At 61.3% G+C, this 25,774-nt stretch carries 22 protein-coding genes and 1 tRNA gene; 6 read left to right on the top strand and 17 right to left on the bottom strand.

Annotated features, from left to right (window positions below):
* Position 1 precedes the first annotated feature (1 nt).
* Complete coding sequence (locus tag V9L17_RS08135) at positions 2-1,009, bottom strand: AAA family ATPase (RefSeq protein ID WP_337351070.1); 1,008 nt, start codon at positions 1,007-1,009, stop codon at positions 2-4.
* Between the two features lie 140 nt (positions 1,010-1,149).
* On the opposite strand from V9L17_RS08135, the gene V9L17_RS08130 reads away from it, so the two are divergent.
* Together V9L17_RS08130 and V9L17_RS08125 are read left to right on the top strand one after the other, a co-directional pair.
* Entirely contained in the window at positions 1,150-1,353 is a 204-nt protein-coding gene (locus V9L17_RS08130) for a hypothetical protein (protein WP_066294296.1), read from the top strand.
* 191 nt (positions 1,354-1,544) lie between these two features.
* On the top strand, positions 1,545-3,527 hold the full coding sequence (locus V9L17_RS08125) for a PKD domain-containing protein (protein WP_337351069.1): 1,983 nt from the start codon (positions 1,545-1,547) through the stop codon (positions 3,525-3,527).
* 44 nt (positions 3,528-3,571) lie between these two features.
* Here the strand turns inward: V9L17_RS08125 and V9L17_RS08120 are convergent, their stop codons facing one another.
* The 7 genes from V9L17_RS08120 to V9L17_RS08090 all read right to left on the bottom strand — a co-directional run bounded on the left by V9L17_RS08120 (position 3,572) and on the right by V9L17_RS08090 (position 10,845).
* Positions 3,572-4,444 (bottom strand): carbohydrate ABC transporter permease, encoded by an 873-nt coding sequence (locus tag V9L17_RS08120; protein ID WP_337351068.1) that lies wholly within the window; start codon positions 4,442-4,444, stop codon positions 3,572-3,574.
* Positions 4,441-5,316, bottom strand: a complete 876-nt coding sequence (locus V9L17_RS08115; protein ID WP_337348226.1) for a carbohydrate ABC transporter permease — start codon at positions 5,314-5,316, stop codon at positions 4,441-4,443. The genes V9L17_RS08120 and V9L17_RS08115 overlap by 4 nt, the downstream gene beginning before the upstream one ends.
* 45 nt (positions 5,317-5,361) lie before the next feature.
* The gene (locus V9L17_RS08110) at positions 5,362-6,714 is read right to left on the bottom strand and encodes an extracellular solute-binding protein (RefSeq protein ID WP_337348187.1); all 1,353 of its coding nucleotides are present in this window, start codon (positions 6,712-6,714) and stop codon (positions 5,362-5,364) included.
* A 106-nt stretch (positions 6,715-6,820) separates the two neighbouring features.
* Positions 6,821-8,023, bottom strand: coding sequence for an ROK family transcriptional regulator (locus V9L17_RS08105; protein ID WP_337348227.1), 1,203 nt, complete (start codon positions 8,021-8,023; stop codon positions 6,821-6,823).
* A 99-nt stretch (positions 8,024-8,122) separates the two neighbouring features.
* Positions 8,123-9,343: a class I SAM-dependent methyltransferase gene (locus V9L17_RS08100; RefSeq protein WP_337351067.1), complete on the bottom strand. Its 1,221-nt coding sequence runs from the start codon at positions 9,341-9,343 to the stop codon at positions 8,123-8,125.
* A complete protein-coding gene (locus V9L17_RS08095; RefSeq protein WP_337351066.1) occupies positions 9,324-10,469 on the bottom strand; it encodes an NAD(P)-binding domain-containing protein in 1,146 nt (381 codons plus the stop codon). The genes V9L17_RS08100 and V9L17_RS08095 overlap by 20 nt, the downstream gene beginning before the upstream one ends.
* 16 nt (positions 10,470-10,485) lie before the next feature.
* Positions 10,486-10,845 (bottom strand): zinc ribbon domain-containing protein YjdM, encoded by a 360-nt coding sequence (locus V9L17_RS08090; protein ID WP_337351065.1) that lies wholly within the window; start codon positions 10,843-10,845, stop codon positions 10,486-10,488.
* 120 nt (positions 10,846-10,965) lie between these two features.
* Here V9L17_RS08090 and V9L17_RS08085 point away from each other — a divergent pair, with 120 nt between their 5' ends.
* Positions 10,966-12,300 carry a class I SAM-dependent methyltransferase gene (locus tag V9L17_RS08085; RefSeq protein WP_337351064.1) on the top strand — a complete coding sequence of 445 codons (1,335 nt, stop codon included), beginning with the start codon at positions 10,966-10,968 and terminating at the stop codon, positions 12,298-12,300.
* Positions 12,301-12,387: 87 nt separating this feature from the next.
* Here the strand turns inward: V9L17_RS08085 and V9L17_RS08080 are convergent.
* From V9L17_RS08080 to aztB, 5 genes are all read right to left on the bottom strand, one after another.
* A tRNA-Ala gene (locus tag V9L17_RS08080) sits at positions 12,388-12,463 on the bottom strand.
* A 306-nt stretch (positions 12,464-12,769) separates the two neighbouring features.
* Positions 12,770-13,993, bottom strand: coding sequence for a zinc metallochaperone AztD (gene aztD / locus V9L17_RS08075; RefSeq protein ID WP_337351063.1), 1,224 nt, complete (start codon positions 13,991-13,993; stop codon positions 12,770-12,772).
* A gap of 50 nt (positions 13,994-14,043) precedes the next feature.
* Complete coding sequence (aztC, locus tag V9L17_RS08070; RefSeq protein WP_337351062.1) at positions 14,044-14,955, bottom strand: zinc ABC transporter substrate-binding protein AztC; 912 nt, start codon at positions 14,953-14,955, stop codon at positions 14,044-14,046.
* A complete protein-coding gene (locus V9L17_RS08065; protein ID WP_337351061.1) occupies positions 14,952-16,049 on the bottom strand; it encodes an ABC transporter in 1,098 nt (365 codons plus the stop codon). Before V9L17_RS08065 ends, aztC begins: the two co-directional genes overlap by 4 nt.
* Before the next feature lie 149 nt (positions 16,050-16,198).
* Positions 16,199-17,083, bottom strand: coding sequence for a zinc ABC transporter permease AztB (gene aztB, locus V9L17_RS08060; protein ID WP_337351060.1), 885 nt, complete (start codon positions 17,081-17,083; stop codon positions 16,199-16,201).
* Between the two features lie 55 nt (positions 17,084-17,138).
* On the opposite strand from aztB, the gene V9L17_RS08055 reads away from it, so the two are divergent.
* Positions 17,139-17,780 (top strand): ATP-binding cassette domain-containing protein, encoded by a 642-nt coding sequence (locus V9L17_RS08055; protein WP_337351059.1) that lies wholly within the window; start codon positions 17,139-17,141, stop codon positions 17,778-17,780.
* A 259-nt stretch (positions 17,781-18,039) separates the two neighbouring features.
* Complete coding sequence (locus tag V9L17_RS08050; RefSeq protein WP_337351058.1) at positions 18,040-18,429, top strand: hypothetical protein; 390 nt, start codon at positions 18,040-18,042, stop codon at positions 18,427-18,429.
* Here the strand turns inward: V9L17_RS08050 and V9L17_RS08045 are convergent, their stop codons facing one another.
* Entirely contained in the window at positions 18,430-22,098 is a 3,669-nt protein-coding gene (locus tag V9L17_RS08045) for a hypothetical protein (RefSeq protein WP_337351057.1), read from the bottom strand.
* Between the two features lie 510 nt (positions 22,099-22,608).
* On the opposite strand from V9L17_RS08045, the gene V9L17_RS08040 reads away from it, so the two are divergent.
* Positions 22,609-23,193: an antibiotic biosynthesis monooxygenase gene (locus V9L17_RS08040; RefSeq protein ID WP_337351056.1), complete on the top strand. Its 585-nt coding sequence runs from the start codon at positions 22,609-22,611 to the stop codon at positions 23,191-23,193.
* A 488-nt stretch (positions 23,194-23,681) separates the two neighbouring features.
* On the opposite strand, the gene V9L17_RS08035 is transcribed toward V9L17_RS08040, so the two are convergent.
* Genes V9L17_RS08035 through V9L17_RS08025 form a run of 3 tightly spaced genes read right to left on the bottom strand, consistent with a single transcriptional unit; the run spans position 23,682 to position 25,762 of the window.
* On the bottom strand, positions 23,682-24,137 hold the full coding sequence (locus V9L17_RS08035; RefSeq protein WP_332603694.1) for an Lrp/AsnC family transcriptional regulator: 456 nt from the start codon (positions 24,135-24,137) through the stop codon (positions 23,682-23,684).
* Entirely contained in the window at positions 24,124-25,512 is a 1,389-nt protein-coding gene (locus V9L17_RS21290) for a histidinol-phosphate transaminase (RefSeq protein WP_443198020.1), read from the bottom strand. The genes V9L17_RS08035 and V9L17_RS21290 overlap by 14 nt, the downstream gene beginning before the upstream one ends.
* Before the next feature lie 43 nt (positions 25,513-25,555).
* A complete protein-coding gene (locus V9L17_RS08025) occupies positions 25,556-25,762 on the bottom strand; it encodes a hypothetical protein (protein ID WP_337351054.1) in 207 nt (68 codons plus the stop codon).
* Positions 25,763-25,774 lie beyond the last annotated feature (12 nt).

Genomic DNA, 25,774 nt, shown 5'->3' with positions numbered 1-25,774 from the left:
CTCAGGGTATCTGGACGGATGCCACGATGGCATCAACTACGGTCTCGACCGGTACTTCCTCCGCCACTGCTTCGAAGCCCAGGATGAGGCGGTGCCGCAGCACCCGGTGCGCGAGGGATTTGACGTCCTCCGGGATGACGTGGTCGCGGCCGTTGATGAGGGCCACTGCCCGCGCCGCCTGGCTGAACGCGATGCTGGCGCGGGGGCTGGCGCCGAATTCGATGAAGCCTGCCAGCCGCCGGTCGATGTACTGCCCGGCATTACGCGTCACGAACACCAAGCCCACGATGTAGTTAATAATGGCCGGATCAATATAGATGCGCTTCACCAGTTCCTGGACCCCCACCACGGCATCCAGGGACGCAGCCGCCGCCGGAATCTGCTCCGGCGTGTAGACCCCTGCGTCGATGCGCCGGATGATCTCTGCTTCCTCTGCCGGTGAGGGGTAGTCCAGCACGTCCTTGAGCATAAAGCGGTCCATCTGGGCTTCGGGCAGCTGATAGGTGCCCTCCTGCTCGATCGGATTTTGCGTCGCGAGCACCAGGAACGGCGACGGAAGCTTGTACTCCTGTCCCCCGATGGACGTCTGCCGCTCCTGCATGGCTTCCAGCATGGCGCTCTGGGTCTTGGCGCTGGAGCGGTTGATCTCATCGAGGAGGACGATGTTGGCGTGGACGGGCCCCAACTGGGTAATGAAGGTTCCCTTGGCGGCGTCGTAGATCTGAGTGCCGACGATGTCACTGGGCAACAGGTCCGGGGTGCATTGGATCCGGCGGAACTCGGCGCTCACGGACTCCGCCACCGTCTGCGCCGCCGTGGTCTTGGCCAGGCCCGGGACGCTCTCCAGCAGGATGTGCCCGCCGGTCATCAGGCCTATCAGGAGCGATTCACGCAGCCGGGACTGCCCTACGACCTTCGCGTCGAAGCTTCGGGAGATGTTCGCCACGACTTGCTGCGCGCGGGCCAGTTCCGCCGGTTCTATTCTCGCGGATGTACTGGTCTGAAGCACTGGATTCCCCCTGGTTGGCCGGGGCGGCAGGCCGTTGCCTGCCGACTGCACCCCGCCCGCCATACTATCCAAGCCACCAGTGGCAACCCGTGCAATGGGGACCCCTCCCCATCCGTGGCCCTCAGGTCTATTCTGTTGCAATGAGCGAGCTTCCAGCCAGTTACAAGCAGTTCCTCGCCGACAAGAGCGAGAGCTTCATCCTTGCCGTCAAGCCTGTCCTGCAGCAGTCCGCTGCCGACCAGCTGCACGGGGTCCGGGTCACCTACAACGTGGGTCCCACCGGCCATCAGGCCCACCTCGACGACAGCATTCCTTTTGGAGTAGTGGTCGAGGATATCGACTGAGTGCCATGCACCGGACGCCAGCGGCTTCCGGAGCCTATGCAGCGTTCCTGCCCGGCACTACTATTTGGCATATACGCCACGTGTGGTCTCACGCCCGTTGTCCGGTACCCGCGGACTGAAACGGGCGTCTCAGCCCAGCTCGGGCCTTGGCACCGGACTTGCGCCGGAACTCCGGGTAGTAGGAGTCCGCTATGGGCAATGGCAGATTTGCAGCCGTCGCAGTGGCCAGCGCCGCTTTGATCCTGGGATCGCTTCCGGGGCTGAGCGTGTGGCAGACAGCATCGCCTGAGCTGCAGGCGGCGCCCGTCGTCGTCGACGGAGAACCTTCGGCGCTGGCGGCAGTGATCCCGGCAGTTCCCGGACAGCTGCACGTGACCACGGCGGGCGACTATTCCTCGAGTGCGGCCGCTTCGGGTGTCCTGGCAAGGATCGGTGCCATCGCGCCCGACCTCCATTTTGCCCTCGGTGACCTGTCGTACGGGGCCACGGGCGCGGAACAGGCCTGGTGCGATCTTGTGACGTCGAATGCAGGTGCGGGGTTTCCGTTCGAACTGGTGTCAGGAAACCACGAAAGCAATGGCCAGAACGGAAACATCAACGACTTTGCCGCTTGCCTGCCAAATCAATTGCCGGGCGTGATCGGCACCTACGGCCGCCAGTACTACGTGGACGTCCCTCAGCAGGACCCCGTAGCCAGGTTCATCATGATATCCCCGGGTATTCCCTTCTCCGATGGAACCTGGAACTACTCGGCCGGCAGCACACGCTACAACTGGACGTCAGCAGCCATCGATGGCGCCAGGGCCGCCTCCATCCCCTGGGTCGTTGTCGGAATGCACACGCCGTGCCTGTCCGTGGGGATATACAGTTGCGTAGCCGGGGCCGACATCACCAACCTGATGGTGACTAAAAAGGTGGATCTGGTGATGAACGGCCACGAGCATCTGTATCAGCGCAGTAAGCAACTTGCCACCGGGACCGGCTGCACCGGGCTCGTCCCGGGTACCTATGACGCTGACTGTGTGCGGGACGCCGACAACGCACTTTCCAAAGGCACAGGAACCGTCTTCACGACGGTGGGCACCGGCGGAGTGGCGTTGAGGGATGTCAACGCCGCGGATCCTGAGGCTCCCTATTTCGCTGCCTATTCGGGGCTCAACGCCAGCCCAAGCCACGGGTTGCTGGACCTGCAGTTCACTGAGACCTCACTCACGGGACGTTTTGTAGCCACAGCAGGCAGCTTCCAGGATGATTTCAGCATCGTTCCCGGCACTGGAAACGCTTCACCCGTAGCTTCCTTCACCAGCAGCTGCACGGCGCTGCAGTGCAGTTTTGACGGCTCCGCATCCTCGGATCCGGATGGATCCATAACGTCGCATGCGTGGGACCTCGGTGATGGAACCACCGCCAGCTCTGCCACGGCATCACGGACCTATGCCGCAGCCGGGACGTACACTGTCACGCTCACCGTGACTGACAACGCCGGTGCCACGGCCTCCACCAACACGCAGGTGACCGTCGGGGCCACGCCCCTGTTGGCCTCGGACGCGTTCGGCAGGACAGTCACCAACGGGCTTGGTTCCGCAGACGTCGGCGGTCCCTGGACGACTACCGGCAGTTCCTCCGCCTATTCCGTGTCCGGCGGAACGGGCAGGATCCGCATCTCTGCGCCCGCCGTGGGGAACAACGCGTACCTTGGCTCGGTCTCGTCAGCTGCCACGGACCTGTCCCTGTCCTTCGCAACGGACAAGCCTGCGACAGGCAACGGACTCTATGTCTCCGTTATTGGGCGGCGGGTTTCCGGCAGCGGCGAATATCGGGCGAAAGTGAGCCTTACGTCAACGGGCAGCGTCAACCTCACGCTAGTGCGTACTGCGGCCAACGGGGCCGAAACAACCATCGCCAGCGGCGCGGCAATCCCAGGACTGAACTACGCTGTTGGCGATCGGCTGGGAATCCGGCTGCAGGTCAGCGGCACAAACCCCACCACTGTCCGTGCACGCGTCTGGGAGCTCGGCACGGCAGAGCCGACCACGTGGCAGCGCAGTGTTACTGACTCGACGGCAGCCCTGCAGGTATCGGGCAGTCTCGGGATCATGACGTACCTCTCCGGCTCAGCGACGAACGCACCGGTAACGGTGCTGCTGGACGACGTCCGGGCAGCCGCGCCCTAGCCCCGGTTGGCATCGATGGCCCTTGTGCTGACGGCCTTGCTGGTTCACCCCTTCATGGCCCCGGTCAGTGCGAAGGAACTGCCGGCGCCGCGCGCCACGATGACATACAGGGCGAGGACCGGAACTGAATAGAGGATGGAAAACGCTGCCAGCTGGCCGTAGGCCACTGCGCCGTGCTGTCCGAAGAAGCTGAAGATGGAAACTGCGGCGGGCTGCCGAGCCTCGGACAGCAGCAGCACGAACGGGACGAAGAAGTTCCCCCACGCCTGGATGAAGACAAAGATGAACACCACGCCCAGGCCTTGGCGCATGAGCGGAAGGACGATGGTGCGCAGGGCGGTCAGCCCGGAAGCGCCGTCGACCCACGCGGCCTCCTCGAGTGAAACAGGCACAGCGTCCATAAAATTCTTGGTCATCCAAATAGCCATCGGGAGCGTGGTGGTGGCCATGAAGAAAATTGTGGCTGGCATGGAGTCCAACAGTTCGAGCTGGACGAACAGCCCGTAGACCGGCACCATGATGGCGGTGACGGGGAGGCACGTGCCAAACAGGACAGCGTACAGGAACGGCCTGTTGAACCTGGACTGGTAGCGGGAGAGCGGGTAGGCCGCCAGCACTGCGGCGGCGAGGTTGACAGCCGCCGTGCCTGCGGAGAGCACCATGCTGTTCCACAGGGGCTGGAACAGCAGGCCCGGCGTCATGACCGCGGCAAAGTTCTCCAGCGACACTTCGCCCGGAATCCGCGTCTGGTGGCCCGCACCCGCGTCCAGGGACGCGAACACCAGCCACAGCAGCGGCAGCACAAAGCATGCCCCGATCAGCAGCAGGGCTGCGTCCGCCGGAAGCCTGGCACGCCGGCGGCTGCGGGAGGGCCCGGCCTGCCGTGCGCGCCGGGAGGCCTGTGCCGCCGTCGTCATGGCTTGCCCTGACGGAGGAGGCGGACGTAGGCCGCGCCGAAGATAGCCCCGATCAGGATCAGCACGGACGCCACCGCCGTGCCATAACCGATGTCCCCGAACTTGAATGCCTCAACGTACGCCAGCACGGGCAGCGTTGTGCTGGAATTCGAGGGCCCGCCGGCTGTCATGACCCAGACGAGCGTGAAGACGGCCAGTGTCTGCAGCGTGATAAGCATCAGGTTGGTAGCTATACTGCTCCGGATCATGGGGAGTGTGATGAAGGCCAGGCGCTGCCAGCCGCCGGCACCGTCCATCAGCGCCGCCTCTGTCACGTCCGCAGGGATGTCGTCGAGCGCGGCGCGGTACACCAGCATGGAAAAAGCGGTCCCCCGCCAGACGTTGGCCAGCATGATCGCCACCATCGGGAACGAGTAGAGCCAATCCGGCTGGCCAAGGCCCAGCCATCCCAGCAGCTGGTTCAGCGTCCCGTCGCGGCTGAAATACGCGTACGCGGCAAACGCTGCCACAATCTCCGGAAGCACCCAGGCGGCCACCACCGCCGTTCCGACGACGGCGGCAACGGGCTTCCGCGCCTGCTTCATCAGCACCGCAATAGTGAGTCCGAGCAGGTTCTGCCCCAGGATGGCCGACCCCCCGACGAAGAGAACCGTCAGGACAAGCGAGAGCGGCAGGACCGGGTCCGTCACCAGCCGCTGGTAGTTATCCAGGCCCACCCAGCCGGGACTGCGCGCGTTGCGTCCGGTCAGTGCGGCGTTGGTGAAGGATGCGTGGAACGCCCACAGCACAGGACCGGCCAGGAATACCAGCAGGAGCAGGATGGCAGGAAGCACCGGCAACAGGCGTGCCTTGCGCCGCAGCCGGGCGGGCATCCGCGGTGTGGACCGCGGACGCTGGAGGGGAAGAACCGGCACAGGCTACTTCCGGACGGTCTTGTCGCCGCCCACGATGCCTTCCACTGCGGCGTCATAGTCCGCAGAGGCCTGTTCCGGGGTCTTCGAGCCGGTGATCACCGCTTCGGTGGCTTCCTGCACAGCGGCGGAGATCCGCGGGTAGTCGGCCGTTGCCGGACGGTAATGCGTGACGGACACAAGCTCGGAGACGTCTTTCACGAACGGATTTGCCGACTGGTAGCCGGCGTCGGACGCGACGTCCTCGCGGACCGCGATCTGGGAGCTGGCGACGTTGAATGCCAGCGAGTTCTTCTGGTTCAGCGCGGTGGCCAGGAAGTCAAAGGCAAGGTCCGGGTCCTTGGTGCCTGCTCCGACGGCCAGCGTCCAGCCCCCGGACATGCTGACTCCGCCGGGTGCCTGTCCATCCTTGGTGGGGAACGCCGCTACGCCCATGTCCGTGCCGTACTCCGGCCATTCGTAGCTGCCGCCTTCCTGCCAGAACGACGGCGCGTAGGACCCTTCCACGGTGGCCCCCATCTTCCCCTGCGGGAGCCATTCCCCGAACACCTTCTTCCACACATTCGCGTCGAGTGCTTCGGCCGGGGAAACGGCCAGTTGTTCGTCGTAGAGGGTCTTGAGGAACGCCAGAGAATCCGTAAAGCCGTCCGAGCCCACTACCCATTTTTTGGCGTCTGCGTCATACAGTTCGTCGCCGGTGCCGTACAGCAACTCATAGAAGCTCTGCATCACGGTACCTTCCGCGGTGCCCTTGCCCGCATACATGTTGAAGGGCACTACCGTGGGGTCGCTGGCTTTGATTTTCCGCGCGGTCTCAAGGATGTCTTGCCAGGTCCGAGGCTCCCACGGGAGGCTGACGCCGGCAGCGGCGAGGACTTTCTTGTTGTACCAGATGGCACGCGTATCGGTGCCGAGCGGCACCGCGTACGTGCCGCCGTCGTCACCCAGCCCCGCAGCCTTCGCGGCGTCGTCAAAGGTGTCCCAGTCCTTCCAGTGCGCCAGGTGGTCGTCAAGCTTCAGCAGGAAGCCCGCATCCACGTCGGAGCGGACTTTGAAGGTGTCCTCGTAGAAGACATCCGGAGCGGTGGACGGCGACCGGAGGGCAAGGGCCAGCTTCGTGCCGTAGTCGTCATCGTTGGCCTGGATGGGCTGCAGTTCCACTGTGACGCCGTCGTTGGCGGCTTCGAACTCAGCCTTGGCTGACTGGAAGAGGTCGTCCAGTGCGACGAAGGAATCCGTCTTCTGGTAGACCACCTTCAGGGTCTTGGCCTGGTCAGCGGGGGCCGCCGGGGAACAGGCACACAGCGCCAAGGCTGCGGCAGCGATCAGGGAGGTTATGCTCAGGGCCCGGCGACGCATGGTGCTCCATTCAGTAAATGGCTGCAGTCCCCGTTGTCTGCGGGCCCCCAGCCGCGGCGATATCCAAATGCTAGATGTGCACCCTGCCGCGGGCAAGGCGCCCGGTTCAACTCTCCAAAAGGAGGCGCTGTGCCCGGGGTGCCAGCGTATGCTCCAGGACGAGGCAAGCCGCACCGATGGCGCCCACGTCCTCTCCTACCCCGGTTCCTACTACCTCGATGGTATGGATGAGGCGGGCTGCGCTGTTGGCGTCCAAGAGGGCCGGGATTTTGTCCAGGTACCGCTCGGACAGCCGGCTCCAGTATGGCCCGCCGAAGACAACGCGCTCCACATCAAGGGTGTTGGTGACCACCGATACGGCGCGGGCCACGAGCACTGCCGATTTGTCGATGATGGCGAGGGCCTGCGTGTTTCCTTCATCAGCGAGGTCGCAGAGCCGCGAGAAGCTCTGCTGGACAACGGCACCGCTGTTGTCCGTGCGGGAACCGTCGAGAATGCCGGCGGCTTCTGCCTCAGCCACCAGCACCTGCGGGATCGCCGAGGACTTCACGCAGCCACGCAGGCCGCAGTCGCACACGGGGCCATCTGGATCCACCACGATATGCCCGATTTCGCCGGCATTGCCCGACGTTCCGCGGACCACTTCATCATTGAGCACAATGCCGCAGCCGATACCGGTACCCATGTACATAAAGATGAAGCTGCCCGCGCCGCTGGGGCCGCCCGCCCACGTTTCGGCGACGGCGGCGCTGGTAACGTCCTTATCCACCAGGACCGAGTAGCCGGTGGCCTCGGCCAGTGCATTGCGAAGTTCAACCCTGTCCCACCCGGGCAACAGTGGCGGATCCACGACCGTGCCGTTGTCGAGGTCGATGGGGCCGGGAGCGGCCAGGCCAAGGCCTGCGATCTTGGCAGTATCCACTCCGGATTCAGTGACAAGCTGCCCAATCTCCATGGCAATGGTTGAGATCACGGCTGCAGGATCGTTTCCGCCCGGCGTCTTGATCCGTGAGTGCTGCACTACGGCGCCTACGAGGTCAAGCACTACGAAGGTTGTTACGGCGGGGTCCAGGTGGACGCCGATCGCGTACATGCCCGAGGGGTTCAGGCGCAGTATGGTGCGCGGCTTGCCCGGGCCGCTGCCTTCCTTGCCGGCTTCCACAATCAGGTGCTGGTCCAGCAGCCGACGGGAGATGTTGGAAATTGTCTGCGGTGAGAGCCCCACAATCTGTGCGAGCTCCACTCGGCTGAGGCCACCGGAGGACCTGCGGATGGCGTCAAGAATGACCGTGAGGTTGAAGTCCCCCATCCGCGGCAGGTTGGTGCCGCGCCTAGGCGATGGCTGCCGGATCTCGGACACGGATTTCCCCTAAACGTCTTCGTCACTAAATGATGTCTGAATGGTACGTTACCCCTTGTCATCCGCCCACATGTGGAGGCGGGGTCGCGGCGCGGCCCCTTGCTGCCGGGATGACCGCCTCGTGCTGACTGCAACCGTGAACTTCGGGTTTTGGCCCTTGACTGCGGTGGGGCCCACCAGCCGTTCGAGTGCGGGCAGGTAGTTCAGGTGCCGGTTGAAGACGGTCCATAGTTGACCGCCCGGGGTGAGGACCCTGCCGGCAGCTTCAAACATCTTGATTCCGGCGCCCGCATGGACGGTGGCGCCAAGGTGGAAGGGCGGGTTCAGCAGGATGAGGTCCACGCTGGCGTCCGGGAGCGTGCTCATTGCATCGTCCTGGAGGACTTTCATGCGGTCCGAAAGGCCGTTGGCTGCAGCGGTGCCTGCCGCGGATGCGACGGCGGCGGCCGACTGGTCGGTGGCGGTGACCACGGAACCCGGATTCTGCCTGGCGTACATGGCGGCCAGGATCCCCGTGCCACACCCCAGGTCCACTGCGTGCCCGGCAGCGGGCATCGCGGGCAGGAACGTCAGCAGGAACCTCGTGCCGATGTCCAGCCTGTGCCCTGCGAAGACGGCGCCGTGAGCGGCAACGTCCAGGTCGAGTTCGGCCAGGTGCTCCACCACGGGAACCGGCTCCGGCCCTGACGCTTCCCTTGCGTCCGCTGCGACGATGACTCGGGACTTCTGGCGGGCAAGCTGCGGCTGGACGGTCCCGAAATGCCGTTCCAATACTGCGTTCATGCCTAACGACATGTGCTTGACCCGGCCGCCGGCCAGGAGCACCGCCCCCTGTGCGGCGTATCGTGCCACTGCCCCGGCGATCTGGTCCAGTTCTGCCAGGGTCTTCGGCAGTTGCAGCAGGACGAGGTCTGCGCCGGTGAGCAGTTCCTTCCCCAGCGGCAGCTGCTCGAAACGCTTCCCCGTCCCCGGTTCCGGCGGCGTTGAGTCCAGGCCGAGGGCCGCGGCGTTGTTCCTGAGGGCCCGCTCGCCGGTGATGAGGTCCTGGTGGACGCGCACCGTGCGTATACCCAGCGTCGCCAGGGCGCCCAGAGTGAGGGCACCATAGCGGTCACCGATGACGGCCACGTTGCTGCCGGCACCTGCCCGGTCCGCCGCCGTCTCCAGCAGGAGCCTGTCCGTGGCATCCCAGGCCTGGAGATTCGGGGCCTCCACGTCCGGTCGCCGCCGGAGCGCCCCGAAGACATCCTCAAGAGTGTTTTGTACCACTGGCTGGTGCCGCCTTTTCACTGGATAGGGCCGTGGAGGTTTCGTAGTGAACTCCGGGCAACTTCAGGATGGCCGCCACAGCTGCCCGCCCTGCCCTGTTGGCGCCGATGGTGGACGACGACGGCCCATAGCCCACCAAGTGGACGCGGGGTTCCGCCGCCACTTGCGTGCCGTCCATGGCGATGCCGCCGCCGGGACCACGGAGATGCAGCGGAGCGAGGTGTTCAAGTTCGGCGCGGAACCCGGTAGCCCACAAGATCACGTCAGCGACGAGCAGTTCACCATTCGGCAACCGGACGCCGTCGGGTTCGATGGACGTGAACATCGGACGCCGGTCCAGCGCACCCCTCCTGGCCGCCGCGCGCAGGGCGGGCGTCCAGATCAGGCCGGTGACCGCCACCACGCTTTGCGGCGGCAGCCCCTGGCGCACCCGCTCCTCCACCAGCGCTACGGCGTTGTGGCCGGCCTGGGCGTCGAACTCGGCGTCCCTCCATTCTGGCTCCCTGCGGGTAAACCAGCTCGTGGTGGTCACTTGGGAGATTTCGTCCAGGAGGCCGACGGCGGAAATACCTCCGCCAACCACGATGACGTGCAGGCCGCGGAACTCCTCCGCTGCAACATAATCGGCCACGTGCAGTTGCCTGCCCCGGAAGGTGAACTGTCCCGGGTAGATGGGCCAGAACGGCCTGGTCCAGGTGCCCGTGGCGTTGATGACCGCTTTCGCGGACCAGTCGCCGTCGGAGGTGGTGATGCCCAGCCGGCCGTGGGGGTCTGCGTCTTCCCGCGTGACGCCCGTGACTTTGACCGGCCGCCTGATGGCTAGTCCGAGGTCCTGCTCATAGCCGGCAAAGTAGCGTGCCAGGAACTCCGAGCTGGGTTCTGCTGGGTCCACCACTGGCTTGGCGATGCCCGGGAGGTCGCTGATGCCGTTGACCGTGGCCATCCGGAGGCTTTTCCAGCGGTGCCGCCAGGCACCTCCCGGGCCCTCCTCGGCGTCGAACACGGCATATGTCGCGGCGCCAAGGGCACCGGCAGGGCTGAATCCCCGGCGCTGCAGGTGATATGCCGCCGAGAGCCCGGCCTGCCCAGCACCGATCACCGCAACGTCCACCAACTGCTTCTCCATCGCTTCGGGCTCCCGGCTAGGCCTTTTTCACTACGGAGGATTTGAGCTGCATGGGACCGACCCCATCCACTTTGCAGTCGATGTCGTGGTCGCCCACGCCATCCAGCAGCCGGATGCCGCGCACTTTCGTGCCTACCTTGATCACACTGGAACTGCCCTTGATCTTGAGGTCCTTGATGACGGTGACTGTATCGCCGTCGGCCAGGACGTTGCCTACCGCGTCCTTGATCACTCGCGCTTCCGTCGCTGCCCCGTCGTCGTCGCCGCCGGCTTCCGGGGCCCACTCGTTGCCGCATTCCGGGCAGACCAGGAGTGCGCCCATCTCGTAGGCGAACGGGCTTGAGCAGGCAGGACAAGGAGGAAGCGTGTCAGTCACCTCCCAATGATAATCGGGCTTCATTACTTGCCAGCGCAGACAGAAAAGTGTCCCGCAATCGCTGACATGTGCCCACCGCCGCCGTACTGTAGGCGCATGGCGGAAGAGAGGTCACCCATCATGAAAAACACCACTGCTGCATCAAGGCTGGCCAGGGCGCTGGGCATTGTCCTGGGAACAAAGGAAATCCCGTTCCGGCTCAAGGCGTGGGACGGATCCGAGGCTGGCCCGTCTGCGGCCCCCGTGCTGGAGTTCCGTAACCGGCGCGCCCTTCGGCGGATCCTCTGGTCCCCGGGCCAGCTTGGGCTGAGCCGGGCATACGTTGCCGGCGACATCGATGCGCCAGGGGACATCTTCGCAGCCTTCACGGCCCTTAGCTCCATGGGAAAGTTCGCCGAGCCAGGACCGTTCAAGCCCCTCACGCCGGCTGAAGTCTGGACATTGCTGAAGACGGCGATCAGGCTAGGGGCCCTTGGACCCAATCCCACCCCTCCGCCGGAAGAGGCGCGTGTCCGGAAGGCAGGGCGCATGCACTCCAAGCGCCGGGACGCCGCCGCGATCTCGCATCATTACGACGTCGGCAACGACTTCTATGCACTGGTTCTGGGACCGTCCATGGTCTACTCCTGCGCAGTATGGGGCACCAGCTCAGGCTCGGATCCCTCAGGTGATGGTCCCGGGGATGGCTCCCCCGACAGCCTGGTGGCCGGGCTCGACGCCGCCCAGGAAGCCAAGATCGACCTCGTGTGCCGCAAGCTCGGGCTGCAACCAGGCATGAGGGTACTGGACGTCGGCTGCGGCTGGGGCAGTTTCGCCCTCCACGCCGCGGAACGTTACGGGGTCAGCGTGGTCGGGGTAACGCTCTCGAGCGAACAGGCAGTCATGGCGCGCAAAAGAGCAGCGGACGCCGGCCTGACGGAAAGAATCGATATCAGGGTCCAGGACTACCGCGACGTGGACGACGGCCCCTTCGACGCCATCAGCTCCATCGGCATGTCCGAACACGTGGGTCGCGAACAGACCCCGGGCTACGTGTCCCGGCTGTACAACCTGCTTAAGCCCGGTGGCCGGCTGCTGAACCATGCGATCTCCTGGAATGCCGGCCCTACCAGCCCGGACCCGGACTCCTTCATTCCCCGCTACGTTTTCCCGGACGGCGAAATGATCAGCCTGGGCGAAATGGTCAGCGCCCTGGAGGCCGGCGGCCTGGAAATCCTCGACGTCGAGGCCCTGCGCAGGCATTACGCGCTGACGCTGCGTGCGTGGGTGCGCCGCCTAGAAGCCAACTGGGACGAGGCTGTGAGGCTGACGAGCCTGGGGCGGGCGAGGATCTGGCGGCTTTACATGGCGTCCAGCGCCCTCGGCTTCGAGGCCGGAATTACGGGCGTAAACCAGGTTCTCGTACAACGACCGGGTGGCGCCGAACCCCCGCTTCGCCGCTCCGACTGGACCTGATTCCGGCCGGACCTGATGTGGACCGGCCGGATCCCAGCCAAGACCCCGGAAACAAAAAAACCACCCGCCGGGTGGTTTTTTTGTTTTTGGTGGAGCTGAGGGGACTCGAACCCCTGACCCCCTGCATGCCATGCAGGTGCGCTACCAGCTGCGCCACAGCCCCAAACTTCTGTTTCCTGGGAACTCTCGTTCCCGGAAGCAACCTGATCAGCTTAATGCAGATTTGCCGTAGACGCCAATCGAATACGTCGCTTCCGGGTGCGGCGCGCCCGACGCAGTTCCGCATGCTGGACGGCGGGACACATTCCGTGGCCGGAAACAAAAACTGGAGTCCAGGCCTCATCGATAAGCTCCAACTCAAGCCCCGTGGAACCGCATGAACAGCAGCTCCCCCGCCGGCATCTAATTGAACAGCAGGTGCCGCGCCACGAGGGTGCGGCACCTGCTGTTTGACTCGACGCAGGAAGGGTCAGTGCGCTCCGAGGGTGATGGCGATTTCGTTGGGCACTACGTCCAACTTGGCCGACCCGGTCACCTTGCCGGTGGTCAGATCAACCGAATGTACGGTGCTTGCTGCCGGTTCGGTGACGTAGGCGGTGTTGCCTTTGACAACGATGGCGGGGTGGGCGTCCTGCCAATCGACAGGACCTTCCCAGGCCCCGATCACGGGGAATTCGTTGACGATCTTCCCGTCCTTGGGATCCAGAACATGGATCGATCCGTTCGTGGAAAGTATGTAAGCCAGATCCCCCGGTCCACGGGCAATATCCCGGAACGTGTACTTCACTGTCTCGGGAAGCTTGACGACGTTGAAGCTGTGCTTCTGGGTGTCGATGAGGGCTACTGAGTTCAGGAGGTAGCCTTCAGCGTCTGGATCGGTTTTGTAGTCCCCGACCACAATAGGGCTTGTTTCGGAGACGAAGGCGTTGCCCATCCGGCCGTACTTATCCGGTGCTTGGAACTTTTCGAACTTGCCATCGTGGAACAGCAAGGCACCGTCCTCGCAGCCAAAGATCACAGCTTCGCCTGCTGCAGTACCTTCGCCATGGATGCCGGGGCATTCCTTGCTCTCAGCTAACTTGTCCCAGTGGCCATGGTGTGATTCGAGTGCAACCGCGCCGGTGCGGGAGGTCTTGTCACCGACGGTGGTAAGAAGTTTCCCGTCCTCCAACACGATTGATACTCCATGGTGCGGAGCGTCAGCTTTGTAAGTTTGGGTTTCGGGTAGGGCGCCGTCTGCTTTGGCTAGGTCTGCGGTTTTCAGGATGGTTGTGGTACCCGTGCCGTCGTCGAACAGGACGGTGTTGCCTGCATGCCGCACGACGTGGCCGGGAGCCGATGCGTCCACTACGAGATCCGTGAGTTTGGGTTCCACCGTGTCCAGTAGTTGGAAGCCGGCTTTCGTGGTGACGAAAACGTGCCGCCCGTCGCCAGCGGCGTTGAGCCTGGTGAATTCCTCCGAGTCGAACTTCTTGACGACGTTCAGAGTCTTCCCGTCGAGGATGCTGATGCCTCCCGGGTAGGAGATGGCGACACGTCCGAGCGCGTCAGCCGAAGCGGAGGCGGCAGGGGTTTGGGTATTACTGGCAGGCGTGCTGTTGGCGCAGGCGGACGCCAAGAGCGTCATCCCGGCAACAAGGGCGATGCCTCCCAGGCGCGTATTTCGTTTGCAGATCATATTTCGGTTCCTCATTCTATTTTTGTCAGGCAGGGTTCTGCCTGGGCGTGTGTTATTCGATGTGGTCAAGTCCTGAGTCCTTGGACAATCCGCTCCGTGTTGGCACGCATCATGTCCAGGTAGGTTGCTGCGCCTCCGTCGGGGCCGGTCAGCGATTCGGTGAACAGTTCAGCGACCCGCACATTGAGGCCAGCCTCGCTGGCGAGTACTTGCACCAGGCGGTCGGGCTGGGACGATTCGGCAAAGATAGTTGGGACACCGGCGTCACGGACGGCCTCGCTGAGCTTGCGCAGATCGGCAGCGCTTGGGGCTGCCAAGGTGGTCCCCCCAGGGATGACGGCGCCAACAACGCGGAAATCGAACCGTTCTGCGAGGTAGCCGAAAACATGGTGGTTCGTCACCAAGGCCCTGCGCTCCTTGGGAATGGCAGCAAAAGCATCTGTCATCTCGACGTCCAGCCGGGTGAGTTGATCCCGGTAGGCGTCTGCGCTGGCCGCCAGCCGCCCGGCGTCGATTCCTTCAATGTTCCGCGCGGCGGTTTCCATGGCGTTGACGACATCGAGCATGGCGGCAGGATCGGTCCAGAAATGGGGGTCAGGGGTGCCTTCAGCATCTCCGGAGCTGTAGGGCAGGACCTCGACCACGTCCCCCGCCACCAACATTGGCGCACCGGCCTTTGCAGCCCTGTCGAGGTGCTGTTGCAGCCCTCCCTCCAGACCGAGGCCGTTGGACACCACCAGGTCCGCACTGCCCATGAGGGACGCTTCCTGGGCCGATATTTCAAAGGAGTGCGGATCAGCATTTGGCTGCATGAGAGTAGTCACCTGGACCTGGTCTCCAAGGACCTGTCGCGTCACATCACCGAGAATGTTGGTGGTCACCACAACCTGGGGCTTCTCCGGCGTGTTCGGTTGTGAGCAACCGGAAAATATCAGCGCAGCCGCAGCGGCGAGGGCAATCAGCGGCGCGCGTTTCATCGACCGGTCTCCACGAGATGCACGGGCTTTGTGGGCAGCTTGAGGGTCCGGGCAATCCGTGCGTCATCGGCGTAGTCAATTTCAAAGACAATGCCCTCCGCCGGTGCGCTGACGTAGGCGCGCTGACCATCGAGGGTGAGCTGCACTTTTCCAGCCAAGGCTGAATCCGCGAGGGTTGCCGCCAACAGCGGTTCGGTGACCGCGATGCGCTCTTTTGTCGATGCGTCATATACCTGGACCGTGCCGTCAGCGCCAACGACAACGACATGGTGGTCAGTGTCGTCAACTGTTGCCGCGGCGAGTACCGGGGTTGAGGTCGGCAGCCACTCCCAAGCCCGCTGGCGGGTGTTCAGCAGCCAGACTCCGGCATCAGTACTGAGCCCGGCGACCGTGGGCCTGCCCTTACGTCCATCGAATTCCGTTGCCGGGGCCGCCCCGGCCGGGTAGGGAACCCGTTCGAAGACCGGTGTCACCCCCTCCGTTGTGGCGATCACTGCGCCATCCGCGCAACCGATGACCAGACCCAGCCGGGTGGTGATGGTTCCTGCTGCCGCCGGGCATTCGGTGGTGGCCAACTCCTTGCCGGAAGCGTCGACGGCACGCAACCGCGCGGCCTTCCCTGTGTTGTCGGGCTCGGAGACTACGGCACCCTCACCCAGAGGGGCGATGATGCCGGCGTGCGGTTCGGTCTTGAGGCGAAGGGTTTCTGAGATAGTCCCATTGGAGAGCGCCGAGTTATCCAGCAGGATAGCCTCCCCGGAAGAAGGGAAGAACAGCCCCGTTGTACCGGCCGTCGAAAGCATGCCTGTGGCGATAGTGGCTGTGCCCTCGCCTGCAACCCTTCCCAGAGTCTTGGGTTCTGTCCGGTAATAGTGGAAGTGGTCCACGTGATCCCAGGTCCATACGCCGCTATCCACAATGTCCACGCCGGAGCCGGTGGCTGCAAAGACGTAGCGGCCATCAGTACTGACATGGGCCGGCGGACCTACGTGCCCCAACCGGGACTCTGTTCCGGTGAGGAGGTCCAGCATCGAGGCTTCGCCTTCGGCGTCGATCGCCACAAGATGAAGCTGCGGTTCAGCGACCTCGGCCACTCCCGCAATCGCTCCATGCCCATCACTAGCGGACGCCGATTTGCTCGTGTCAGGTTGCGGTTCGTGCTGGGTTGGCGCACTGCCACACCCCGCGACAAAAAGAAGTGCCAGGGCGGCCAGGACTGTTTGCGCTGTTCGGAGATTCATTATTACTTTCCAGTGAGGGATAGAGAAGCGGGGGCCGGCGTGGGCTCGTGAGTTCTGGTTGCCTGCCTGCTTCGCCAGCCGTACAGGCGCGCGCCGGCAGTGGAAAAGACAGCGAGTGTGATCGCGGCTGTGGAGATGGAAGCGCCTGCCGCAGTGCCGGCGTACCAGGAGCACAGCAGTCCGAGACCCACCGCCAATGCGCCAAAAGAGGATGCGCCCACCATGCGGGCCGGAATGCTGCGCGTCCAGGGGCTGGCAGCTACTGCCGGGGCGAGCAACAGCCCCACCACAAGCAAAGATCCGACGGCCTGATATGAAGAAACAACAGCAAGGGTCACGAGTCCCACCAGTGCCAGTTGGGCGAAATGGGGACGAAGGCCCAACGTCACGGCAATCCGGGTATCAAAGGCAGCGGCGACGAAGCTGCGATGGAGGACGACGGCGATAGTGACTGTGATAGTCGCAGCGGCGAGAAGTCCAAGCAAGTCCCCGTCGTCCAAAGCGAGAATGTCGCCAAAGAGCATGGCTGTCGCATCGGTAGCGAAAGAGCGTGAATGGGACACGATGATGACGCCGAGGGAGAGCATCGCCACGAACAGCAGACCGATGCTCGTGTCGTACGAAAGGCGACCCCGCCGCTGCAGCGCGCTGATCATCGCGCTCATGATGACGGCGCTCACCGCCCCACCAACGATGGCAGGGGCACCGGCAACTGTTGCCAGAGCCACGCCGGGCAGCATGCCGTGACCTATCGCTTCTCCAAGGAAGGCCATGCCGCGGATTACCACCCAGGTGCCTACGACACCGCAGATGAGGGCGACGAGGACGCCGCCAAGGAGAGCCCGCAGAAAGAAGTCTGCGGTAAAAGGTTCGGTCAGCCATTGCACCTGACCACCATAGCCACTATTGATAATGATTCTCAATTTGAGTTAGGATCGAAGTGTGACCCCTTCCGACTACGCCCTTCGCGCCCGACACCTTTATTTCACTTTCGGAGAATCTCCAGCCTTGGCGGACGTTGACATCGATCTGCGATGGGGAACGGTAACGGCGATCACCGGGCCTAATGGTGCCGGCAAATCCACGCTTATCGAGATCCTTGCAGGCGTCCGCAAGCCTCTCCGGGGCACTCTTCATCGCGCCGACGAGGTGGCGCTGATGGTCCAGCGGGTCACAACTCCTGATGCACTCCCGCTCACGGTTCGTGACGTGGTGATGATGGGTACGTGGGGTGCATCACCAAGCCGTGCCTCCAAAATCACAAAAGAGGAACGGAAAATACGAGTTGCCGACGCCCTAGAACGGGTCCAGCTCACAAACCTCGCATCTTCGCCATTCAACGCCCTTTCCGGCGGCCAGCGCCAACGCGCGTTGCTGGCCCAGGGAATCGCCCGTCAGGCGCGCATCTTCCTGCTCGATGAGCCTGCCGCCGGACTCGACCTCGAGAGCCGCGAGCGGACACGGTCCATACTTGCAGGAGAAGCCAATCGCGGAGCGGCTGTGGCCTGCGTCAGCCACGATGAAGAGTCAATCGCTGCGGCCGACTGCGTTGTCAGCCTGGAAGGTGGACGCAGAGTCATCTGAGAAGTCGGGTCAGACCCTTGCCGGAACGAACCGCTGAAGCCCCACTCCCGATTCCGTGCATGGCCCACTGGACCGATGATCCGCAGATAACCAAAAACCAAAAAAGGAGAGCTACCAGATTTGGTAACTCTCCTTTAGGTTTTGCTACTGGCCCATTCCGCAGCAAGTGTTTGCCGATGTTTCGAACAAGACCAATATGGTGGGGGTCCTACATGCCTATTCGAAACAAAGTAGCGGGTCCGTCAGACTTCGTTCCCTGATGCGTAAGATCAAGTCCAGGCCAGAAGTGGCGCATGTAGCATCCCCTATCCCCCGGCGCGCTAAGCAAATCAGCGACGAGTATTCCGCCCAGCCGGCGGACGACTACGGTCAGGGCATGAAGGTCGGCGAGCTGGCTAAAAAGTACGGCATCCACCGGGTGACCGTCGCGGATCACCTCGCATTCCATGGCATCGAGAAGCGCTCACGTGGGTTGGGCGAAGCTCAGGTTTTGGATGCCACTACTCGCTACCAGGCCGGTACATCTTTGGCTGCGCTTGGGAAGAAGTATGGCGTCTCGCCCACGACGGTTCGTCAGACCTTGGTTATGAAGGGGATTGCGATGCGGAGTACATATGAGCATCTCGTTCGAAAGTTGCCATCAGGATGACTACAGGTCGAAGCCTTCCTGAACACGCTGCGCTTCTTCATCATTCTGTTTTGCTTCATGTCGGTATCCTTCGGCTACGCGGCGGAGGAGTCGGGCTGTCTTAGGCCATTCATCGGCAATCTGTGTTGCGAAATCGTCATACTTCGCAGCTAGGACGCGTTCTTGGTCGCCGCCTTCTGTCATGCCGCGTGACGTCACCCCGCGCTTATTGCGAATCCCGACGACAAAGTTTCGATTGATGGCGTCTGTACTACTGCTGTCGAGAAAGTTTCGAACGGGAAGAGGTGGCCATGTCCCGTCATCAGCTTTGGCGTGCGCAAAAACCTGTCCGATGTGAGCTTCTCCGACGTCCAGCCGGTCGACATCAGTCAGCAGCTTGCGAACAGAGGCAACCCACTCGAGTAGTGCGTGCTCGTCAATCTTTCCTGACGCTGTCTTCGATCCGGGGACAACCTTCCATCGATGCAGTAGCTCCCATGCGTTGTGGGTTGTCGCTTCCGATTTTTCTGCATCGTCTTCGCCGTCTTTTCTGCGATACAAGTGTGTGATTATTTGTACAAAAAACTCGGGTGATGATGCCAGTAGTGATTGAAGCGCTGCGATATTGGCCGTGTCGTCGAGTGCTGGCAAGAGTCGCCACTCGAGTAGGCCAAGTTCTTCTGTGGATATGTCGTCAGCAGCCCGAACGTAGTCCAGTAGCGCTGCTATGTCATATTGAGATAAGCCCTGCAAATCAGGTTCTTTAGCCTGCGTTAGTTGGTTGAGGAGGGTCACTATCAGCCGTGAGTCTAGGCCCACTTTCGCATTGTGCGAGTCGATGGCCATGAGATCCAGCGCTACCGCGAGTCGTCCGTGACTACCCAGCTGCGCTGCTGCCTCGTTGACCAATGCGAATTCACCACGGCCGAAAATCTCAAATTCAGACCAGTACAACCCGTCCACCTCATTGCCGGCATCGAGTGCGGCTTGCCACACTCTAGGTAGATCCTCGGCTATCTGAAGGATTCTGGCCTGCACGAGCGGTTGTTGTTGATGCCTTGAAGAGAGGGTGAGGAGACTATCTGCGTCGCCTTCGACACGCTTCCGTATGGCTGATCGCGCAAACTCCATCAGCGCTCGTTCTTCAGCAACCAGCAGTAGCGCAAGCTCATCCAAATCAAGATCGATATCCGAAGAGGACGCAGACGCATAGCCTACCGTCCATGGAGTCTTGGCTTTCCTTGCTAACTCGATCAAACCAGGGACACCAGCTTGCCGGTAGACACTCTCGGCGGCTTCGACCTGCCGCCTGTTTACTTCAGCGTTGTACTTGTCGTAGTCGTCTCTGAGGTCTATGTCCCCAAGATCGGGCGTGTAGTCAAAAAGCCATTCGACCCGTTCAGCCTGATCAGCAGGCTCGTATTTTTTCGCAAGGGCAGCCAGTTGCTGAAGCACCGTCTCGTCGAGCGCCCATTGGGCATCTTTGAATTGCCGGTGCCGGCGGATCAGAGAAGTTAGCGACTTCCAGACTGACTCCGAAGTTTCCGGCGCAAGATCGAGTGCCGTAGCCTCCTCATATACACTGACTACTTCATTCCGCAGGTCTGGAGTCAGATCGTCAAGTTTATCGACCAGATCTACGAGCCGGGATGGATCTGTCCTTGCAAGATCTAGGCAAAGCCGGACGACGCAAGACACAGCCTCAAAGTAATTAGCCATCGTGACTTTGGCGTCTGCGTGTAGCTCTTTCCAGTCATGAAATTCCGGGCCACCTCCATCAATCATACTTGCGTGCGCCTCTGGGAGGAGGTTCAGTAGCAGGTCCCACGCCTGCACGGGGTGAGTCTTTGAAAACTTGGAGAGGACGGCGTTTCGCGACTTGAGCGAGGCACCTGTTTGAGGGTGCCATGGAAGGAACATATTTGTCAGAGAACCGACGGGACGATTGGATAGCTTACCGCCCGGATCCATCTCGGACATTCGCATTAATAGCGCTGCAGCCGCCCCGAAGTAGTTCGGCGACCACGCCAGCCCTTCCAGGGACCAGAGCAAGTAAACATGAGGACTTGTAGGTGACATGAAGTCGTTGCTGGTGTCGGCAAATATGTTTCCGTCGAGGACGCCCCCGGGTTTGATGGCAGTGTCCAACTCTTCCATGAAGATGTCTGGCGCAGCCTCGGCCAATAGTCCAATCACGTCTACTAACGACTCCCAGAGCTTTCCTGTCGCGTCCTGATTGGCCCGAACAAAAGTTGCTCGCGAGGCGAGTTGCGCCCACCCCCTTAGAGACTGACCTCCGTTTTGCTGCTCAGCGCTGCTCCCAAAAGCGCTCATTAGCGCCGCAGTTCGTGCGATTCCTTTTCGTAGGTCTGTCGAATGACCACGGACCTTGCCGTCTAGGTTCGCCCGCCATCGTTCGCTTGGAGGCAGATCAAGTTTGGGATCAACAGCACCCAAGATCTCTTGGATTGCCACCTCCCATGCTCGCAGGTCATCGAGCGTAATCCGTGAAGCGAAGCTTGGAAAACTATCCTTTGGGTCCAAGACTTTCCACGCCCCGCGAACTCTCGTGAAGACCGGAGCAGCCACGTCGGCCCATTTCATAAGTTCTTCCTCGATGACGACAACTTTCTGACCTGTCATCTTTTCGAGTATGACGCTGTCTCCGGAGTGCTCCAGATTCCATGACCCTAGAAGCCATGCTCGTCGGGCAACAATAGAACTAGCAGCGCCCTCCGCACTCCCTGCTGTAACGACGCTGACACTCCCTGTGACAAGCTGTTTATACAGCGGCACACTTTTGCTCAGAGCCAGGCAGAGCTTCGAGAGACGAGCAGTTTCTACACCGGCCTCCTTGAGCAGCAACTCAGAAGCGTTAATCGGGATTGCAGGTAGCGCTACCGAGGCCGCTGCCGGGTCAGTAGTGTGCATCACCACATGGTGGCCACTGACCAGGTCTGCATGGCGGATTAGTGACTCTTCGAAGGGGACCAGTATTAGTACCCCGGTTGTTCGGCTCAAGTCCATGAGCGCTCCCGGTTCAAAGACAACAAGGGCTCGGTCAAGGAGCTCTTGTCGGATATCTGGCTCAGCCATTTTAATCACGGCTGCAACAAATGCCAGTACATCGTCGGTCGACGGTGCCTTAATCCATATATGCGCACTATCTTCGTCAACGAATCGCCTTAGTAGCTGAGCAGCTTGGTCGGCACGGCCAGCTACGAGCAACTCAGGGGTCAGTAGTCCCTGGGTCCCGGACGTAAATTGATTCCACCAATGTTCCAAGGTGCTAACACCATTCGAACGGATGCCAAGCTGTTCGGAAAACCAAATATGAGTTCGCGGCGTAGTCTCGAGTGCTGCATAGAGATCGGCCGAGGTACGAACCGCCACAGCTTTCCAGTTACCCAGTGCCGACTTTTCCTCAGCCCATTTTTGGGCGCCGGGCCATCGTCGAGGTGTTACGAAGACGAACGTGGTGGCGCTGCGGTCGATCCCAAGTGAGTCTTCCGTGCGCTTCTTGTAGTCTTTGTTGGCCTTCCTGAGGATGTCCGCGTCCGTTCCGAATTCCCAGACACTCCGACCTTGAGGGACAAATGGCGCCTGGATAGGCGAACTGACGATTCCGTCATAGCCAGGAAGGCCAACGTGCTCATCTCCTGACATCGTCAATTCCGTCACTTCAGTCACGGTCGCGGCTATCAAGCGCCTTACCAAATTAGGAAGGGTACTTCGCGACAGGACCTCGCCGGCCCAGTTCTCGATATCGTGAAGGCCAGCAAGCTGAGGTAATCGGTAGTTCACAACGCAACCTCGTCGGTGCAAGTTGAGTCTGCCGTTGCTCGGTTCATCAAGATGTCCCCAATTTTGCTGCGTCGTACGATAGCCATTCTGCCCCTTATTGTGACACCCAATTCCAATCGGTCAAGCTTCTAGCGACATGTCATGCCGCGCAAGCGACCCGGAGCTTCTACAGCCAGTCTGTTCACAATCTGTATGACGGTTTTTATGTATGCATCGACGTCAATCTTTGGCTGTGCCAATGGACGTATGCTCAGGACTAACCGTTATGGGTTAGTAAGGACCAGAACAGTCTTTGACTGTTTCCATGCCGGCATTCCTCGCCAAAGGCACTGCCCTCCATTTTTGGATTGTGGACAATGACTTCAGAATAATTTGCATTACAGTCGATCTTCGTCAGTGACAGTATCTGTCACGAGACGGATTGATATGTCGCGTGCAGACAAAGTGACAGATTGGATCCAGGTGGGGGTGAACATTGTCAGGCGCTGGGCAGGATTTCTCGGATCCGGATGGATCATGTCATCCTCACGAAGTGATGAGTGGCACATGATCTACCGCTTTGTTAACCATGCATCTTTAGTCGCATGGGAAACGTCAAGCGCCCGCAGGCGTTGCCTGGCTCAAGGCGAAGACTTAGTTGAGGAGCGTCGAGTCGAAAAACTTACCGAGGTCGAGGGATGGTTTGACTCCGCCCAAAAAACACAGCAAGTCCGTGATGGCCTAGCGTCTCAAGCGCCCAGGCCGCCTCGTTGGAAGCAAACGGTGAGTGTCTGGCTGGCCTTTTTTCCTGTCAGCCTGATCTTCGGACTGCTAATTGAAGCGATCTTCCCTGACTGGAGCGAATTTGGGACGATAACCAAGGTGTTCCTGACGACAACAATACTCACCCCGGTGATGACTGTTTGGGTCCTGCCTTTGATAACTCGAATTCTCCAGTCCTGGCTAACGGCCGCCGTCGGTAAGGAGAACACGACGTTGTAGCCAGGCCGTGAGGTCGTCTCTCTGACCGCGCAGCGGGGCCAGATGCCGCGGCGGTACAACTCACCTTCGTGGCTGCGGCGGGCGAAGCGGAAGTTGTGGAGGATGTCAACGTAAGGGCGGCTTAACGTGGTCTTCCATCCTGTACGGTGGCCGCCCCGGAGCATTGCCCGCGGTCGGGGCAGTTGCCGCTGCCGGTGCACTCCACCGCGCAGGAAATCACCGAAACCATCAAATTCCTCGGCCGGTTCTGGTAAGCCACAACCGCACCGCCGCCACCCGAGCGCCGCAGGACATGGACACCTGGCTCACAACCGGGCCGACCACCAGCCACCAGGAAAGCCGTCCGGACATTCGGTCTTCGCCAAGAAGACCGGTCCGAATATGGGCCGATATCGGCCACTACGCCGCCAAAGGCCCGCCCCGTCATCCCGCAGGACCAGCACCTTGCCTAGCTGCGGAATTTGCTCACTGGTACCACCGAATGTCGGTTACTGAAGCAGCTGGAATACGCGGTAGGGAATTAGGCTTTTCAGCAACAATGAAGTCATTGTCCGGCGGATGCCGGGGCTATCCGTGATTGCCCGACCCACCCGAAAGAGATCATCGGTATCTCGTGCAACGACCCGCAAAAGTAGGTCCGCTTCCCCTGCCATGCCTTGCACTTCCAGCACTTCCGGGATTTCGGAGAGCGCCCTGACAGCCTCCTGAAGGGAAGACTGTTCGACTTCTGCTGTTACCAACGCGAGCAGAGGAAAACCCAATGCTTCAGGAAATATGCGAGTGGTATGGGGTTGCAGACAATCCCCATCGAGTTTTCGTTCCAGTCGGCTCTGCACCGTCCCCCGCGCAAGGCCGAGGTCCCGGGCAAGAAAAAGGATCGGTTTTCTTGGATCCTCGTCCAGTGCGGCAAAAATACTTTTGTCGGTTGAGTCAAATATATCCATACTTTTTCCTAATTAATCGAACTAAGAACTCAGGTGCACCGCTCGTTAGATCTGGGGCAATCAGGCCCACCTGCCGTAGGTTCAGGTAACGCCGGGTCCTGGCACCAGCTACAGTTGCTTTTCGGCGGCAAGGGATGCTGCCATTAGGTAGACGTTGCCGTTGGAACGGCGGGAACCTGATTAGCACGGCAAGAACCTTGTCGTTGGTCACGGGATCAGCCAACGTGATGCGCACGCCGTCGCCCTCGTAAGCGCGCACGAGGATGTCTGCCTCGTCGAATGCGGCCTTTAATGCCGTCATAAGGTCCGCTGTCGCTCGGATCCAAATAAAGTTTGCTTGGTTATCTGGAATATGCCATCCGGCCCGGCGCAGAGCTCCAGCAACTCGGAGTCGCTCGTGATCACCAAGGCAGCTCGGTCGAGGACTGCTAAGGCGGCGTCGAGCGAAGCGATGGCCGCCCGTTGGGCCAGTGCGCTCACGCCGAAAAGGAAGAGCTACCTTGCGGAGGGCATTGGCAAGGTTCGGGTGGGCCACGGCGTAGCCCACTCGAAGGGCAGCCAGACCGTGCGCCTTTGAGAATGTCCGCAGAAGGCAAACGTTGGGGTAACTCCGGAAGAGCGTAATCCCGTCAACTCGATCGACCTCGTCGACATATTCCACATAGGCCTCGTCTATGACGACCAAAATATGTGGAGGGACCGAGGCCATGAAAGTAGAAAGCGATTCGTTGTCGACCGTTGCACCTGTCGGGTTATTGGGCGAGCACACAATTACGACACGCGTTCGCTCTGTAAAGGCGTCTCTCATAGCGGCCAGATCGTGTCCTTCGTCCGGACCGAGCGGAACGTGCACCGGTACGGCCCCAGCGAGCGTGACGAGGATTGGATAGGCCTCAAAGGAACGCCAGGCAAAGATGACTTCGTTATTGGGCTCACAAGTGGCCGCGAGAATTTGTTGGAGTACCCCTACGCTGCCTGGACCGACAGTAATCTGTTCAGCCGCGGTCCCTAGAGTAACCGCGATCCTGTTTCGAAGCTCAACAGCACCCATGTCGGGGTAGCGGTTGAGAGCCTCTGCGCCGGCCACGACGGATGCCAGGACGGAGGGAATCGGAGTCTCATGGCTTTCGTTAGAGGCCAAGGCCGCGGTCGAAGGGCCCGAAGCTCTGCGTCCGGCGATGTACGAAGGGAGCTCAGATAGCACGTTCCTTAGCTTCGGTTCGTGAGATTCAGTGTCTTCGTGCGTAGGGATGGTTCCCACAAGATAGTCCTTCGTAGATTCGGTGTGTTGGATGCTTGGACGCCGTACTTCCCCACCACCGGAAATCAAGGAGCATCTCCGGTTGAGGTCAAGATCCTTTCTCTTAGAGGTCATTTTTCGTAGATGCCATGCGGCTAGGGTGCCCTCCGGAACGGCGTCAGTGAGCCATGAATCGAACCAGCCGGAAGGTTGGTTCGATGACGCTTGGCCCTTTTACTCGCTCATGAGCGGCTTCTTCGGACGGCAGCAGCCATGCGCTTCCGGTGAGTCCGCAAACCTGGTGGGCCTTCATGGTGTCATTGCGCATGACCGACACTGCTGTGGAATAGCTCGTCTTCGTTTCAACGTCTGCTGCAAAGGTCATCCCGTCCTAAAG

The organism is Pseudarthrobacter sp. CCNWLW207 (assembly GCF_037203945.1).
In the GTDB taxonomy this organism is placed as follows: Bacteria; Actinomycetota; Actinomycetes; order Actinomycetales; family Micrococcaceae; genus Arthrobacter.
Note: the sequence above shows the minus strand (reverse complement) of the source record. Positions and strands in the feature narration are given on the sequence as shown.

Bases quoted from the DNA above. Each gene is read 5' to 3' on its own strand.
- V9L17_RS08125 (WP_337351069.1), top strand. From the start codon at position 1,545: ATGGGCAATGGCAGATTTGCAGCCGTCGCAGTGGCCAGCGCCGCTTTG.
- V9L17_RS08095 (WP_337351066.1), bottom strand. From the start codon at position 10,469: ATGGAGAAGCAGTTGGTGGACGTTGCGGTGATCGGTGCTGGGCAGGCC.
- V9L17_RS08035 (WP_332603694.1), bottom strand. From the start codon at position 24,137: ATGGATATATTTGACTCAACCGACAAAAGTATTTTTGCCGCACTGGAC.
- V9L17_RS08025 (WP_337351054.1), bottom strand. From the start codon at position 25,762: ATGACCTTTGCAGCAGACGTTGAAACGAAGACGAGCTATTCCACAGCA.
- V9L17_RS08130 (WP_066294296.1), top strand. From the start codon at position 1,150: ATGAGCGAGCTTCCAGCCAGTTACAAGCAGTTCCTCGCCGACAAGAGC.
- V9L17_RS08115 (WP_337348226.1), bottom strand. From the start codon at position 5,316: ATGCCCGCCCGGCTGCGGCGCAAGGCACGCCTGTTGCCGGTGCTTCCT.
- V9L17_RS08120 (WP_337351068.1), bottom strand. From the start codon at position 4,444: ATGACGACGGCGGCACAGGCCTCCCGGCGCGCACGGCAGGCCGGGCCC.
- V9L17_RS08085 (WP_337351064.1), top strand. From the start codon at position 10,966: ATGAAAAACACCACTGCTGCATCAAGGCTGGCCAGGGCGCTGGGCATT.
- aztC (WP_337351062.1), bottom strand. From the start codon at position 14,955: ATGAAACGCGCGCCGCTGATTGCCCTCGCCGCTGCGGCTGCGCTGATA.
- aztD (WP_337351063.1), bottom strand. From the start codon at position 13,993: ATGAGGAACCGAAATATGATCTGCAAACGAAATACGCGCCTGGGAGGC.
- V9L17_RS08050 (WP_337351058.1), top strand. From the start codon at position 18,040: ATGCGTAAGATCAAGTCCAGGCCAGAAGTGGCGCATGTAGCATCCCCT.
- V9L17_RS08105 (WP_337348227.1), bottom strand. From the start codon at position 8,023: ATGGGGGACTTCAACCTCACGGTCATTCTTGACGCCATCCGCAGGTCC.
- V9L17_RS21290 (WP_443198020.1), bottom strand. From the start codon at position 25,512: ATGACCTCTAAGAGAAAGGATCTTGACCTCAACCGGAGATGCTCCTTG.
- V9L17_RS08110 (WP_337348187.1), bottom strand. From the start codon at position 6,714: ATGCGTCGCCGGGCCCTGAGCATAACCTCCCTGATCGCTGCCGCAGCC.